Consider the following 14,762-nt stretch of genomic DNA (forward strand, 5'->3'; position numbering starts at 1 on the left):
AACGGAGTACATGTGCAATCCCAGTGGCCAGGGGTCGGTTCCCTTGTGAACAAGTGGAACGCCGCCCGCAGGGCACGAGCCGAGCGCGAGGCCCGGCAGGAGGTCGAGCAGGAGGAGACCGAGGCCGAACAGGAGGCCGGGGACGACGCACGCGCCGGTGACCTGCTGCGGGTGATCAGTGACGCGGCCTGGCGCCTGCTGATCATCGGTGTGGTGGCGGGCCTGCTGGTCTACGCGCTCACCTACCTGTCGGTGGTCACCCTCCCGATGATCATCGCGGTGTTCCTCACCGCCCTGCTGATGCCCCTGGCCAACTGGCTGCGCCGGCCGAACCCGATCAAACGGAGCGGGTTCGGCCGGGGCTCGTCGACGGCGCTCACCCTGCTGATCGCCCTGATCGTCTACAGCGGGGCAGTCACCCTGATCGTGACCCCCGCCGTCGCGAGCTTCGACGCCCTCGTGGACAGCGTCAACCGCGCGGTGACGCAGCTCCAGACCATGGACCTGCCCTTCGGTCTGGACCCGGCGCTGCTCACCGACGCGATCAACAACGCCTGGGCCCAGGTGCAGTCCATGATCACCGATAACACCGACCAGATCCTCACCGGCGCGTGGACGGCGACCACCGCCGTGACCCGCGTCGTGCTCGGGATCGTGCTGATCATCGTCCTGACCATCTACTTCGTACACTCGGGTGACAAGCTCATGGACTGGGTCGCCAGTCTGTTCCCGGCCCGGTCCCGCCCGGCCCTGCGCCACTCCACTCAGGTGTCCTACGACGTGATGGGCAACTACATCCGGGGCGTGGCGCTGGTGGGTGTGTTCGACGCGGTGGGCATCGGCATCGTGCTGCTCATCCTCATCGACACCAGCCTGGCGATCCCGTTGATCGTGCTCACGTTCATCGGCGCGTTCCTGCCGATCATCGGGGCCTTCCTGAGCGGGCTCATCGCGGTGCTGGTCGCCCTGGTGACCGAGAACTGGATCATCGCGCTGGTCGTGCTCGCCGCGGTGATCCTCGTACAGCAGCTGGAGAGCAACGTGTTCGCACCTCGCATCTACGGCCGGGCGCTGGAGCTGCCCTCGGCCGTGGTGCTGATCGCCCTCACCGTCGGCGGCATCCTCGGCGGCATCGCCGGCCTGTTCCTGGCCACCCCGGTCGCGGCGGTACTGGCCGCGCTGCTGCGCAACCGCCCGTCCTCGAAGTCACGGGCCGCGAACGAAGACGGCCAGGAGAACCCTGAGGGGGAACGCGCCCAGGAGGGCTCGGGCGGCACCCGTGTCGACGGTTGAGACCGGGCCCTCCAGGCGCACGCCCCACCCGGAATCCGGACGATCCGGATCCGTGGCGGTCTCGTACAGCGCCATTGACCACCTCTTGACCGTAACCGTCACCGACCTTTCCTGTTCCGAGAACCAACCATCATCACTCTCTGTCATTGTATCTGCCGAAACGAAACGGAGAGTGATTAAATGCCCTACGGGTCAGCTACCGGGTCCGGCGCCACCCTGGCCGTCACCGGCTTCGCCACCGGACACCTGTGGATCATCGCCATCGGTCTGCTGCTCACACTGGCGGGTGCGGCCTGTATCCGGTTCTCCTTCCGTTCCGGGGTGGGGCCGACGCAGTAGTGAGCAACCGACTCAACGAACTTCCACGAGCTCGCTGTGCGCGCCCCGGGGCGGTCGCCGCTCTCGGGGCCCTGGCCCTGTGCGGCTTCCTGTCCTGGGGGACCCTTCACCTCGTCGTCATGATCCGCCATGGGATGGGAGCCGAAGCCAACCTGGGCATGGTCTGGTTGGCGTGCTTCGCGCTCCTGTGGTGGGTGCCCCTGGCCTGGTTCGAACGGCCTGTCCGAGCCACCACCGCCCAGCAGGAGGAACTCGACCAGCTGGTCGTCACCGTGCAGATCCCCGTCTACAACGAGGACCCGCGGGTCCTGGAGATGTGTCTGCGGTCGGTACTCGAACAGAGCCGGAAGGTGGACCGGATCAGGGTCGTCGACGACGGCTCCCACGATCCGGATACCGGGGCGGTGGTCGACTACGCCGAGATCCGCGACGCGTTCCTGGACAGCGCCGCCGAGGCCGGGGTCGGCGCCACGTGGGACCGCACGTCCAACCGGGGCAAGCGGTTCGCGCAGATGCACGTCCTGGCCGACGACGACGCGGACATCTTCGTCACCCTCGACAGTGACTCGGTCATGGACCGGCACGCCGTCCGGGAAGGTTTGGCGCCCTTCGCCGATCCCCGGGTGCGTTCCGTCGCCGGGCACGTCATCGTGCTCAACCGGGACGCCAACCTGCTGACCCGGATGACCGGTCTGCTCTACCTGCCGTTCACACGGGGGCTGCGCAGCGCGCAGTCGGTCATGCGCAGGGTCACCATCAACTCGGGAACGCTGGCCTTCTACCGGGCCCACCTGATCCGGAACACCGCGGGGGTGTACGAGAACGAGAGCTTCATGGGCCGTCCCATGCAGATGAACGACGACTCCATGCTCACCTTCTACGCGCTCCTGGAGGGGGACACGGTTCACCAGCCGTCGTCACTGGTCTTCACCCTGGTTCCGGAGCGGGCGGGGCACTACTTCGGCCAGCAGCTGCGCTGGATGCGCGGTACGACCGTGCGACACCTGTGGTGGCTGCGGTACATGCCGGTGCGCGGTGTCGTGTTCTGGGGGACGGTACTGGAGTACCTGCACCTGTTCCTCGGATACGCCATCCCGCTCGTCATCCTCCTGCACCCGGGGTTGAGGGCACAGGCAGGCGGCATCGCGCTGGCCGCCCTGGTGATCGGAACAGCTGTGAGCTACCTGATCTCGCTCCGCATCTTCACCATCGTGCGGTCGGACGAGACGGTCGCGCAGAGGTTCGTCCTGTTCCTGTTCGCGCCGGTGGCGACGGTGTGGCGGCTCGTCCTGCTGAGACCGCTCTACCTGTACGCGATGCTCACCTGCGGTCGGATCGCACAGTGGGGAACCCGCGACAAGGTCGAGGTCTCCGCGTAACCGGCACCGAAGAGGCCGAGGGCCTTGTCACACGGAGTGGCAGGGCCCTCGACCTCTCTTCCTCATCAGTCCGCGGGCCGCGGAGGGCGTCCACCGCAGTGGTGTCCAGGTGGGTCACGGACTCCGCGTCGGCCATGAACCAGCGGATCTCCTCAACGCCCTCCCACGTCTGGGAGCGGCACTCCCCTGCGGCTCGGACACGGGTGCGCACCTGTCGAACCCGGGTGAAGGTTTGAGCAGACCATGCCCTCTACGGGGCCTGACCCGGGGAATGCTGTCTGATGCCAGCAAGGGAACGTTACGGGGCAGCCGGAGCGGCGCCCGCCGTTGCGGGCGACTGGTTCCACGGTTCTGTGAGCAGGAGGCGATCCGATGGCGGCACCCACACCGCAGGAGGAGACCGCGGCCGGAGACGGTAGGTCCGCGAAGGGGTTCTCCGTAGGCTCGGTCCCACCCCGTGTGTGGGTGGGGTTGGCCCTGCTGGTCGCCGCGGTCGTCTTCGTGGCCCAGAACCGGGACGCGACCGAGATCCAGCTGCTGTTCATCTCCCTGACGGCTCCGCTGTGGGGCACCCTGACCGCGTCGGTCTGTGTCGGCCTGGTCATCGGGCTGCTGCTGCGCCCTTCGGAACGCCGCAAGCGCAAGGGTCCGAAGAGGTGACGGTCCTCGCCGGAGAGGTTCACCCTCCGACCGGACCTGCGTCGACGCGCTGACCGGCTGTCGTCTCCACCACCACGTGGAACTGGGCGGGGATCCGGCCCCGCAGATCCGCCAGGAGGTCGTCCGTCGAGGGCGCCGACTCATCGACGAGGACCTCGACGTGCATGGTCCTCGACACCAGCTGCACACTCGTCACCGAGGAGTCCGGCTGCTCGGACAACCACCGGTCGGCCGCGTCCTCGACCCGGTTGGTCCACACCGTGATCAGCACGGTGGCGGCCGTGTTGGCCGCCAGGGGCACGAACACGGCCGCGAACAACAACCCCAGGGCGAGGTACGCCCTGCGCGCGGCCTTCCTGTTCCGGTGCTCCCGGGGTTTGCCGTAACCGGAGGCCGCGAACACCACCATCCCCGCGAACACCAGCGCGAGCAGGTTGGACAGGAACAGCACGAGCGCCCCCGCGGCCTGCCACAGGTCGGCCTTACCCAGGCACACACCCGCCACCACCAGGGGCGGAACCAGCGAGATGGCGATGGCCACGCCGGGAAGCACCGCCGCGACGTCCCGGCGGGCCAGCCCCACCGCCCCGGCCGCGCCGGTCGCCAGTGCGGCGACCAGAGCCATGAGCCCGGGTGAGGTCCGCCCGGAGATCTGCGCGTTCTGGAGCAGGTCGTAGCCGCCCGGCACCACCAGGGAGAACAGCAACCCGACTCCGACCACCAGCAGACAGCCGAGCACGACCGTCCGGACAGCGCCGGTCCGGTCCTGGCGGACGATGTCCAGGGCGATTCCCATGATCGGGGTCGACAGGGGTGCGATGATCATGGCTCCGATCACCGTGGCGGTGGAGTCGGTGAGCACCCCGCCGGCCGCGATGACCGACGACAGGGTCAGCATCGTCCAGAACGCCGATCTCTTGGCCCGGCTGTCGCCGACCGACAGGTCGAGGTCCTGGGCCAGCTCGTCCGGCGTACGCCGTTGGGAGGCGGGCAGGACACGTTCGAGGAATCCGCTGAGCATGGGTCGAGTATCGCCGCGTGCCCCTTCAGCGGGCGTACGACACGGCGTGAACAGCCGGGTGAACCCGGCTGATCGCGTCGGCGACGTGGTCGACGCGGTGGGCGGGGATTCCGGCGAGGTTGATCCGGCCCGAGGGCAGGCCGTGGACGGCGTGCACCTCGCGCATCAGGCCCATCTGGGTTTCGGTCAGGGGCAGGCGCAGGAACAGGCCGCGCTGGTCGCGGAGCGGCTCGAATTCCGCGGTACCGGTCCGGTGAGCGAGGGCGTCGGCCAGGGCGGTGCGCAGGGCGCCCAGCCGTGCGCGCATGGCGTCGAGTTCGGCGGTCCACCGCATGCGCAGGCCGGGTCCGGCGAGGATCTCGTGGACGATGCGCGCGCCGTGGTCCGGCGGCTGGGAGTAGCCGGCGCGGGCGACGGTCTCCAGGACGCTGTAGGCGTGCGCCCGGCGGGCGGGGTCGTCGGAGACGACGATCGCGCAGCCGGTGCGTTCGTTGTACAGGCCCCAGGCTTTGGAGGCGCTGACCGCGACGACCGCTTCGGGCAGGATTTCGAGCATGCGGCGCATGCCCGCCAGGTCGGCGTCGAGCCCGTCGCCCAGGCCGAAGTACGCCTGGTCGATGAAGGGGACCACCCCGCGCGCGGCCATCGCGTGGGCTAGCTCCTCCCAGCGCTGTACGGGCATCGCGGTGCCGGTGGGGTTGTGACAGCACCCCTGGAGCAGGAGCACGTCGCCGGGGGCGGCGCCGGAGAGCGCCGCGAGGGCGGCGTCGGGGTCGGGGCTGCCGTCGGGCAGCAGCATGGGGTACTCGTGTACGCGCAGCCCGGCGGTGCGCAGGATCGTGCGGTGGTTGAGGTAGGCGGGGGTGCCCAGGTACACGGTCCGGTCGGGCCCGGTCTCGGCGAGGAGTTCGGCCAGCAGCCGCAGCGCCCCGGTTCCGGCGACCGACTGGATCGCGAGCGTGCGGTCGCGGACCTGTTCGGCGGGGAAGAGCAGTTCGGTGAGCGCGGCGCTGAAGGGGCGGTTGCCGGCCGGGCCCAGGTACTCCTTGGAGGGCGCGCGTTCGGCGAGGCGGCGTTCGGCCTCGGCGACGGCGCCGAAGACCGGGGAGGCGCCGGTGTCGTCCCGGTAGACGCCGACGATGAGGTCCAGGCGCCGCGGGCGCCGGTCCGCGTCGCAGGCGGCGGTGAGCTGCCAGAGGGGGTCGGTGCGCGGGGCGCGCATGGACGGCATCAGCATGAGGGCTCCAGTTCGGGGCGGCGGCCCGCGGTCGGGGTGACGGACGGATCGGGCGGAGACGGCGAGCTCGGTGGGGCGGGCCGGGCGGCCAGGAGGTTGAAGGCGACCACGCCGGTCAGCACCAGCAGCAGGGTGGCCGTGGTCGCGACGGTGATCGGCTCGCCGAACAGCGGCACGGCGAGGAGCAGGGTCAGCACCGGGCTCAGCGCTCCCAGGGTGGCGGCGACCGGACCGCCGAGGCTGCGGATGGCGGTGGCGTAGCAGAGGGCGGCGAGCACGCCCACGCCGATGCCCTGCACGGCCACGAAGGTCAGGACGTCGCCGAGGGCGGCGCCCCGGACCAGTGACGAGGGGACCAGGCCGAGCAGGATCGGCGCCCCGGACAGCAGAGCGGAGGGGCCGCAGAGCACGATCGCCGCACTGACCGGATCAAGCATGGTCTCGCGCAGCGCCAGGGTGTACACCGACCACACCAGTCCCGCGCAGAGCAGGACCGCGACCCCGGCGACCCGGTCCGGGGAGGTGGCGGCCACCACGGTCACCGCCACGCCCAGGACGATCAGCACCAGCGCGCCCAGCTGGGCGGGGCGGGCCCGGGTCCGCCAGAGCCCGAAGGCCAGCACGGTGACGAACAGCGGCACCGTCCCCGGGATCACGATCCCCACCAGCGCTGCGCTGGTCAGGGAGCCGCCCCAGGCGGCGATGAGGAAGTACGGGAGCCCGGCGCCGACGCACAGCGCCGCCAGGACGCCCTTGCGTTCGTGGCGCACCCGGCGCAGGGCTCGGGGGACCCAGGGGGCGAGGACGATCAGCGGGGTGAGGAAGCGGAGGAAGGCGGTGTCCAGCGCGGTGAGGTCGGAGGCACCGATCCCGCGGATGCTCAGGGCGAACCCGGCCCACAGCACCACGGTCGCCGCCATCGCGGCCAGCCCGACGGCGAGCGAGGGGGTGGTGGCGATCCCGGAAGACGCGCCGGTTGGTCTGCTCATAGGAGCGACGGTACGGAAAACACCGAGGCTGACGATTGCGAATTATTGCTTATGCAACAGCGATATTGGCAGAATCTGCCATATGGACGCGTTGGATGAGATTGATCTGCGGATTCTGCACGAGCTACAGAGCGACGGTCGGATCAGCAACCAGGAACTTGCCGACCGGGTGGGGCTGTCCCCGTCCCCGTGTCTGCGCCGGGTCCGGCGCCTGGAGCAGTCCGGTGTGGTGGACAAGTACACCGCCGTGGTGGACCCGGCCGCGGTCGGGCTCGACATCACCGCGTTCGTGCGGCTGCGCCTGGACTCGCACGGCACCGGGGTGGTGGAGCGGGTGGAGGAGGCGATCCGGGAGATCCCGGAGGTCACCGAGGCCTACCTGCTCGCGGGCGACCACGACTACCTGCTGAAGGTCGCCGCCGGTTCGTTCGCCGCCTACGAGGAGCTGATGCGCACCAAGCTCCGCGCGATCCCGGCGGTCTCCTCGATCGAGACCACCTTCGCGATCAGCGTCACCAAACCCAGTTCTCCGCTTCCGATCCGCTGAACAGTGCCCCGTAGCCTGTCGGCATGGACAAGCGCGAAGGTGTCGGCGTGAGCGTCGACGCGATGCTGGAGGACCTGCGGGTGCTCGTGGAGACCGAGTCGCCCTCACGTGACCTGGCCGCTTTGGAGGGGTCGGCCAAGGCGGTGGCGGCCATGCTCGAACAGCGGCTGGGCGGGCGGGCGGAACTCGTCGCGAGCCCGGCCGGAACGCACGTGCGCTGGTCGGGCGGGGGCGAGCCCCGGGTGCTGGTCCTGGGCCACCACGACACGGTGTTCCCGATCGGCACCCTGGAGCGGCGCCCCTTCCGGGTGGCGGACGGGCGCGCCACCGGCCCCGGGGTGTACGACATGCTCGGCGGGCTGGTGCAGGCCGTGCACGGCCTGGCGGCCCTGGACGACCTGACCGGGGTGGAGTTCCTGGTGACCGCCGACGAGGAGGTCGGCTCGCACCACTCGCGCGCGCTGATCGAGGAGCGGGCCCGGGCCTGCGGCGCGGTCCTGGTTTTCGAGGGCGCGGCCGAGGGCGGGCACCTGAAGGTCGCCCGCAAGGGCTGCGGAACCTTCGAGGTGACAGTGCACGGCCGCGCCTCGCACGCGGGTCTGGAGCCCCAGGCGGGGGTGAACGCCCTGGTGGAGGCCGCCCGCCAGGTACTGGACATCGCGGCACTGAACCGCCCGGAGGTCGGCACCACCGTGACACCGACGGTGGCCTTCGCTGGGACCACGGACAACGTGGTCCCAGCGAAGGCGTCTATCACCGTGGACGTGCGGGTCGCCAGCGATACGGAGCGCGCCCGGGTCGAGGCGGCCTTCGCGGCCCTGACCCCGCACCTGGACGGGGCCCGGATCACAGTGAGTGGTTCGGTGAACCGCCCGCCGATGCCCCCGGAGGTGGCCGGGGAACTGCTGGCTCACGCCCGAAAGCTGCTGCCCGGCGTCGAAGGTGTGGCGGTCGGCGGCGGCAGCGACGGCAACTTCACCGCTGCGCTGGGGGTTCCGACCCTGGACGGCCTGGGTGCGGTCGGCGGCGGCGCGCACGCCGACCACGAGTACCTGATGGTGGACTCGATGGCCGAGCGCGCGCACCTGGCCGCCGGCTTGGTGAACGCGATCCGGGGCTGAGGACCTTGAGCAGGAGGAGGGCTCGGGCTCAGACCCGCTCAGGGGCCTCGGCCCGGGCCTGGGCCATCCTCGCGCCGTTCACCCGGCGCCAGGCGAAGAGCAGCAGGGGCAGGTGCACCGCCCCGGCCAGCAGGAACGGCAGGCGCAGCGCCCATTCCCGCCCCAGGGCCGGTTCGAGTCCGGCGACCAGCAGCCCGCCCAGGAGGGTGCCCACGGACAGGGTCCCCCAGCCGAAGAACCGGTAGACCGAGTTGACCCGGCCCAGCAGGTGGTCGGGGATGATCCGCTGGCGCAACGAGACCGTGATGACGTTCCACACCACGATCGCCACGCCGCTCACCACACCGGACAGCCACACGACGGCGGTGACGGGCAGGGCGCCGATGACGGCGAAGCCGAGCCCGAGGATCACGATCGAGCCGAGCAGGCAGCGCCCCTCGCCCAAGACAGCGATGATCCGCTCGGCCAACAGCGATCCGGCCAGCGCACCGGCGGCCGCGCCGGTCAGGATCAGCCCGAACTGCCACCCCTCGAACAGGCCGAGCACGTCCTGGGTGTAGAGCACCAGCAGCGGGAAGACCATGGCGGAGGCCAGGTTGAGCGCGCCCAGCAGCAGCGCCAGGGCCCGCAGCACCGGGTGGCTCCACAGCCACCGGAAGCCGGTGCCGATCTCGGCCCGCCAGGCGATCCGGCCCGTGCTGGCATCGACACCACGGGGGCGGTAGGTACCGGCCAGGGTGAACAGCAGTGCGGCGCTGACCGCGAGTAGACCGGCGTTGAACAGGAACGGGACCGTCAGAGCCAGGCCCATGAGCACCCCGGCCAGCGGCGGCCCGACGAACTGGTTGGTGGTCACCTCCACGCCCCACAGCCGGCCGTTGGCCTTCTCCAGCAGGCGCTGGTCCACCACGGCGGGCAGCAGGGTCTGGGCGGCGTTGTCGCGGACCACCTCGGCGCAGCCGACCAGGAAGGACATCACGTACAGGCCGATGAGCAGCAGTGTGGCCGAGGCGGGGGCTCCCTCACCGGAGGCCAGCTGTTCGGGGGTGGGCAGCCCGCCCTCGGCGAGCAGCACGAGCACCCCGAAGGCGGCGACCACGACGAACCGGCCCACGTCCATCCAGGCCACCAGCAGACGCCGGTCGAAGCGATCGGTGATCACCCCGGCGGGCAGGGAGAACAGCAGCCAGGGCAACCGGGTGGTGAGGGCGACCAGGGCGATGAGCAGGGGGTCGCGGGTCAGGGCGGAGGCCAGCCACACCACGGCGACGGTCATGAGCCCGTCTCCGAGGTTGGTCATCCCGGTGGCGGAGAGAAGTTTCCAGTAGTCGCGGCCCAGCCGCGGCCGGGCGGTGGTCGCGGTGTCGCTCATCCGCGCCCCTCGGACTCGGGCAGCGAGTTCCGGCCCGTCGGGTAGAGAGCGATCGCCAGGCCGTAGGTGGTCTCGCCCGAACGCGGTTGGGTGCCGAACTCCACCAGAAGGTCGCCCACGCGCTCGTTCCACTCCGCGACCCGATCGGCGGAGATGCGTGCGTAACGGAGGTTCACGTTGACCTGGTCGGCGAGCTCGGCGGGCAGCTGGGTGATCTCAGCGGAGACGTCGGCGAGGGTGCGCTGGCTCAGCCCGCGTGCCTCGTTGATCGCCTGGTAGTAGAACGTGCGCGCGGTACGCCCGTAGTACTTGGCTTCCAGGGCCCGCACCTTGCGGGTGCGCACCACGCGCACCAGCCCGGCCTCCTCCAGCACCTTCAGGTGGTGGCCCACGGTGCCCTTGGGGCGGCCGAGCGACTCGGCCAGCTCCGAGGTGGTCGCGGCGCGTTCCAGCAGCAGCATGACGATCTCGGTACGCATGTCCTCGAACAGAGCCCGGTACTGCTCGGGCGTGGACAGTTCCAGGGAATCGGCGAGTTCGTAGTCGGGTGTTTCCGTCACAGGGGGCACTCCGTCGGTCGGCGGAAGTCGAATGGTCGGCTTTGACAGTATGGTCGGCTAATCCCGACGATTCGTCAAACCCCCTGCCCGCCCGGGTCGGCGCTGTGCCAGTGTGGGGTGCGGGGCCCGCCCCGCCTCGCCCAGAACCGCGCAGTGAAGGAGTCCCATGCCCGCCTTCGACCTCGACTCGTTCCGGTCCGGCTTTCCCTCGCTCAAGTCCGGCATCGCCTACTTCGACGGCCCCGGGGGCACCCAGACCCCCACGCGGGTGGGCGAGGCCATCGCCCGCGCCCTGACCGGCCCCCTGTCCAACCGTGGCGGCTCCCTGGTCTCGCAGACCAACGCCGAAGAGACCGTCCACGCCTTCCGGAGCGCCTACGCCGACCTGCTGGGCGCGGACCCCTCAGGGATGGTCTACGGGCGCAGCGCCACCCAGTTGACCTACGACTTCTCGCGGCACCTGGCCAAGGGATGGGGGCCGGGCGACCAGGTGGTCGTCACCCGGCTGGACCACGATTCCAACGTCCGACCCTGGATCCAGGCGGCCGAGCGGGCGGGCGCGACCGTACGGTGGATCGACCTGGACCCGCAGACGTCCGAGCTGGACCTGTCCGACCTGGCCGAGGTGGTCAACGAACGCACCCGGCTGGTGGCGGTGACCGCCGCCTCCAACCTGCTCGGCACCAAGCCCCCGGTGCGGACCATCGCCGACCGCGCGCACGCGGTGGGAGCGCTCGTGTACGTCGACGCCGTGCACTTCGCCGCGCACGAGGTCGTGGACCTGCGGGATCTGGGCGCGGACTTCCTGGTGTGCTCGCCCTACAAGTTCCTCGGGCCGCACTGCGCGGTCCTGGCCGCCTCCCCCGCGCTGCTGGAGACGATCAGGCCGGACAAACTACTGCCCTCGACCGACGATGTGCCCGAGCGCTTCGAGTTCGGCACCCTGCCCTACGAGATCATGGCCGGGGCGACCGAGGCCGTGGAGGTGCTCGCCGACCTGGCCCCGGCCGGCCCCTCGCGGCGTGCGCGGCTGGTGGCCGCGCACGGGATGATCGCCGCGCACGAGCGGGCCCTACGTGAGCGGGTGGAGGCGGGGCTGGCCACACTCGGCGGCGACGTGGTCCTGCACTCGCGGGCGGTCGAGCGCACCCCCACCCTGTTCATGACCTTCCCCGGACGGCGCAGCCTCGACGTCTCCCGTGCCCTGGCCGAGCGCGACGTCCTCGCCCCCGCCGGGAGCTTCTACGCTTACGAGACCTTCGCCCGGCTGGGGCCGGCCGACGACGCCGGACTGCGCGTGGGCATGGCGCCCTACGTGTCCGAGGAGGACGTGGATCGACTGCTCACCGCGCTGTCCAGCGCACTGGGCGACCGCCCCGGGGCCTGACCCGTCCGCTGTCAGAGCGCGTCGTCGTTCGTGGTGGGGTCCTCCTCCGTGCGGAGCTCGTTCAGGCGCTTGAGCACGCGTATCTGCGCGGGGTTGTACGGCTGCACCACCGCTTCGACCATCGTGGAGATCAGCCCCGGTCGGCCTGGATGCGCGCGATCTTCTGCTCGACCCCGTCAAGGAGCCAGGCCAGGGCCTCCTCGAAGACCTGGACCGGGCCGGGCGGGACCCCCAGGTGCTCGATGGCCTGGAAGCGGCCCGGCTCGATCCGGCGGGTGGCCAGGTAGCTCTCCTGCACGGTGGCGAACGAGCGGCCGTCGGGGTCGGTCCAGCGTTCGGCCCGGTCGGCCGCGATCACCTTGGCGACGTGCCCCTGGACCAGGCCGTCGACGGCCATCACGACTGAGAAGGCCTCCTGCCTGCTCAGGCCGGTGCCCTCGAAGACGCGCAGGGCCGAGTCCATCCAGGCGAAACCGTTGGGGCCGACGTACGGGCCGGCGGTGACCTCAACGAGCCAGGGGTGCTCCCGGAGGGAGACCAGATCCTCGCGGACCCAGCCCTCGACCTTCTCCCGCCAGGTGCCGGGACGGGTGTGCGGCAGGGGCACCTGGCCGGTCATCTCGTCGATCATCAGGGCCAGCAGGGCGGCCTTGTCGGGCACGTAGGTGTACAGGGTGGCGGCGCCGACCCCCAGATGTGCGGCGACCTTGCGCATGGACAGCGCCTCGACGCCCTCCGCCTCGGCGACGACCATGGCCGCCTCGACCAGCCCCGCCACGGTCAGCTGGTGCCGGGGGCCGCGACGGGGCTGCCCCAGCCCGCCCCACAGCAGATCCAGTGTGGCCTCGATGCCCTTGCGTGTGACGCCGCCCATCCCGGCCTCCCGCCCTCGCCGACCTTGAGGTTTGCCAAAACTCCGTACACCGTTCTACCTTAGTCGAACAGTGTACGGAGTTTTTAGGGAGTCCCCCATGCCCCAGCCCGAACCGTTTCGACGGCGCGGCGCCCCGGCCCGGATCGGGTTACTGGTCCTCGCCTTCACCCTGGCCGGGGCCGGCACCCTCGCCCTGGTCAACGCCCTGCCCGTCGACACCGACCACCCGCTGGGACGGGCTGTTCGCTCGGGCACCCTCCTCCTGGTGGTCCTGCCGCTGGTCTGGCTCCTGTGCCGCTCGGCCGGAACCACGCTGTCCGTGATCGGACTGGCCACCCCCGGCAGGGCCTGGCCGCCGCTGGTCGCCGCCACCCTGACCTGCCTGGTCGTGCCCGCCCTGATCGTGGCCGCGGCCCTTCTCGTCGGCGACGCCGCCCTCGATGCCTCCTTCACCCCGTCCCTCCTGGGCACGGCGGTGCTGACCGCCCTGCTGCTGGCCCTGCTGCTAAGCCCGCAGATCCTGGCCGAGGAACTGGTCTTCCGCGGCTACGTCCAGCACCTGCTGGGGTTCCGCCTGTCCCAGCTGACCGTGGTCCTGGCCCAGGCCGTGCTGTACGCGGGGTCGATGTCCCTGGTCCTGGGCGAGGTCGGCGAACTGTTCAACCTCGTGCTGGCCGGGGTCTTCTTCGGGCTGCTGCGGATGACCACCGGCGGGATCTGGGCGGGTACGGGCGCCCGCCTGGCCCTGGCCGCCACCGCCGTCATGCTGGACCGCGTCGAGTTCACCTTCGGTTCCCCCGCCTGGGAACTGGTGCTGAACATCGGTACCGGTGTGGCCACCTACCTGGTGATCCGCTACCTGTTCGCCGCCCGCCCCGAACTCGTCCAGGCCCCGGACCGGCAGCAGGAAGCGCTCCCCCGTCAGCGGTTGTCCGTGCGCGGGATCATGTACGACGTCGGCTCCAGCTACATGCCCGGCCAGAACTCACGCGAGCGGTGGAACCCCGAGGCGGTCCGTGAGGACATGCGGGTCATCCGCGAGGACCTGCACTGCACGACCGTCTCGCTCTTCGGCCACGACCTGAACCGTCTGGAGCAGGGCGCCCGCTTCGCCCTGGAGCAGGGCCTGGACGTGTGGTTGCAGCCGCGTGCCGTGGACGCCCGGCACCCCGAGCTCATCGAACACGTGGGCGGCGCCGCCGAGGCGGCCGAACGACTGATTTCCGACCACCCGGGCCGAATCGTGCTCAACGTGGGCTGTGAGCTGACCGTCCTCAACCGCGGCATCCTCCCCGGCCGCGACATGGGCCGTAGGGCGGGCGCCCTGTACGTGTTCGCGATGTTCCCCGTGTACCACAACCTCAGGCTCAACAGGTTGCTCCGCAGGCTGGCCGCCACCGCCCGGGAACGCTTCTCCGGCCCGCTCAGCTACGGGGCGGGCACCTGGGAGGAGGTGGACTGGAGCCCCTTCGACATCGTCGGGGTGGACTACTACTTCGACGACATCACCCGGAGCTCCTACCGCCAAGGGCTGCGCGCCCTGACCCGCTGGAACAAGCCGGTGGTGGTCACCGAGTTCGGCTGCTGCTCCTACCGGGGCGCCGAGGCCAAGGGCGGCTCGGGCGCCGACCCGATGGACTGGAGCGACCTGGACGACCGCCGGGTGCGCGGCGACCTGGTCCGCGACGAGCGCGTGCAGGCCGACATGATCGAGTGGTCCATCGACGTCTACGAGACCGAGGACGTGCACGGGGCGTTCCTGTGCATGTTCGTCGAGGGCGACTGCCACTACTCCCCCGACCCCACCCGGGACCTCGACATGGCCGGCTTCGGGATCGTGCGCCCGCCCACCCTGGAGTCAGGACTGTCCGCCGACGACGGCCACTGGGAACCCAAGGAGGGCTTCCACGCCCTGGCCCGCCGCTACGGCTCGGAGGTCGGCAGCGCCGACGGCGCGGGCCGGGCCTGAACCGAGGCCCGGAC

At 70.8% G+C, this 14,762-nt stretch carries 14 protein-coding genes; 8 read left to right on the forward strand and 6 right to left on the reverse strand.

All coding sequences use genetic code 11. The annotated features are described in order from the left end of the window. The first annotated feature begins 12 nt into the window (after nucleotides 1–12). The 4 genes from NE857_RS18430 (at nucleotide 13) to NE857_RS18445 (ending at nucleotide 3,671) form a co-directional block, all read left to right on the forward strand. Nucleotides 13–1,293: an AI-2E family transporter gene (locus NE857_RS18430; protein ID WP_254416904.1), complete on the forward strand. Its 1,281-nt coding sequence runs from the start codon at nucleotides 13–15 to the stop codon at nucleotides 1,291–1,293. Nucleotides 1,294–1,473: 180 nt separating this feature from the next. Continuing rightward, nucleotides 1,474–1,632, forward strand: coding sequence for a hypothetical protein (locus NE857_RS18435; RefSeq protein WP_017583647.1), 159 nt, complete (start codon nucleotides 1,474–1,476; stop codon nucleotides 1,630–1,632). Beyond that, a complete protein-coding gene (locus tag NE857_RS18440; RefSeq protein WP_254416905.1) occupies nucleotides 1,632–3,011 on the forward strand; it encodes a glycosyltransferase in 1,380 nt (459 codons plus the stop codon). Before NE857_RS18435 ends, NE857_RS18440 begins: the two co-directional genes overlap by 1 nt. A gap of 372 nt (nucleotides 3,012–3,383) precedes the next feature. Further along, nucleotides 3,384–3,671: a LapA family protein gene (locus NE857_RS18445; protein ID WP_254416906.1), complete on the forward strand. Its 288-nt coding sequence runs from the start codon at nucleotides 3,384–3,386 to the stop codon at nucleotides 3,669–3,671. Between the two features lie 19 nt (nucleotides 3,672–3,690). On the opposite strand, the gene NE857_RS18450 is transcribed toward NE857_RS18445, so the two are convergent. The 3 genes from NE857_RS18450 to NE857_RS18460 are packed head-to-tail and all read right to left on the reverse strand — an operon-like array spanning nucleotide 3,691 to nucleotide 6,918. Next, entirely contained in the window at nucleotides 3,691–4,692 is a 1,002-nt protein-coding gene (locus tag NE857_RS18450; protein ID WP_254416907.1) for a TIGR00341 family protein, read from the reverse strand. A 25-nt stretch (nucleotides 4,693–4,717) separates the two neighbouring features. Further along, a complete protein-coding gene (locus tag NE857_RS18455; protein WP_254416908.1) occupies nucleotides 4,718–5,929 on the reverse strand; it encodes an aromatic amino acid transaminase in 1,212 nt (403 codons plus the stop codon). Further along, nucleotides 5,923–6,918, reverse strand: coding sequence for a DMT family transporter (locus NE857_RS18460; RefSeq protein WP_254416909.1), 996 nt, complete (start codon nucleotides 6,916–6,918; stop codon nucleotides 5,923–5,925). Before NE857_RS18460 ends, NE857_RS18455 begins: the two co-directional genes overlap by 7 nt. Nucleotides 6,919–7,000: 82 nt before the next feature. Between NE857_RS18460 and NE857_RS18465 the strand changes: the two genes are divergently transcribed. Continuing rightward, nucleotides 7,001–7,465: an Lrp/AsnC family transcriptional regulator gene (locus NE857_RS18465; RefSeq protein WP_254416910.1), complete on the forward strand. Its 465-nt coding sequence runs from the start codon at nucleotides 7,001–7,003 to the stop codon at nucleotides 7,463–7,465. Nucleotides 7,466–7,488: 23 nt separating this feature from the next. Continuing rightward, a complete protein-coding gene (locus NE857_RS18470; RefSeq protein WP_254416911.1) occupies nucleotides 7,489–8,586 on the forward strand; it encodes a M20 family metallopeptidase in 1,098 nt (365 codons plus the stop codon). 28 nt (nucleotides 8,587–8,614) lie between these two features. On the opposite strand, the gene NE857_RS18475 is transcribed toward NE857_RS18470, so the two are convergent. Further along, nucleotides 8,615–9,958, reverse strand: a complete 1,344-nt coding sequence (locus NE857_RS18475) for an MFS transporter (protein ID WP_254416912.1) — start codon at nucleotides 9,956–9,958, stop codon at nucleotides 8,615–8,617. After that, nucleotides 9,955–10,518, reverse strand: coding sequence for a helix-turn-helix domain-containing protein (locus NE857_RS18480; RefSeq protein WP_254416913.1), 564 nt, complete (start codon nucleotides 10,516–10,518; stop codon nucleotides 9,955–9,957). The genes NE857_RS18475 and NE857_RS18480 overlap by 4 nt, the downstream gene beginning before the upstream one ends. Nucleotides 10,519–10,684: 166 nt before the next feature. Between NE857_RS18480 and NE857_RS18485 the strand changes: the two genes are divergently transcribed. Then, nucleotides 10,685–11,905, forward strand: a complete 1,221-nt coding sequence (locus NE857_RS18485; RefSeq protein WP_254416914.1) for a cysteine desulfurase-like protein — start codon at nucleotides 10,685–10,687, stop codon at nucleotides 11,903–11,905. A 130-nt stretch (nucleotides 11,906–12,035) separates the two neighbouring features. Here the strand turns inward: NE857_RS18485 and NE857_RS18490 are convergent, their stop codons facing one another. Further along, a complete protein-coding gene (locus NE857_RS18490; protein ID WP_254416915.1) occupies nucleotides 12,036–12,779 on the reverse strand; it encodes a TetR/AcrR family transcriptional regulator in 744 nt (247 codons plus the stop codon). A 97-nt stretch (nucleotides 12,780–12,876) separates the two neighbouring features. On the opposite strand from NE857_RS18490, the gene NE857_RS18495 reads away from it, so the two are divergent. Beyond that, on the forward strand, nucleotides 12,877–14,748 hold the full coding sequence (locus tag NE857_RS18495; RefSeq protein WP_254416916.1) for a CPBP family glutamic-type intramembrane protease: 1,872 nt from the start codon (nucleotides 12,877–12,879) through the stop codon (nucleotides 14,746–14,748). Nucleotides 14,749–14,762 lie beyond the last annotated feature (14 nt).

The organism is Nocardiopsis exhalans (assembly GCF_024134545.1).
Taxonomy (GTDB): Bacteria; Actinomycetota; Actinomycetes; order Streptosporangiales; family Streptosporangiaceae; genus Nocardiopsis; species Nocardiopsis exhalans.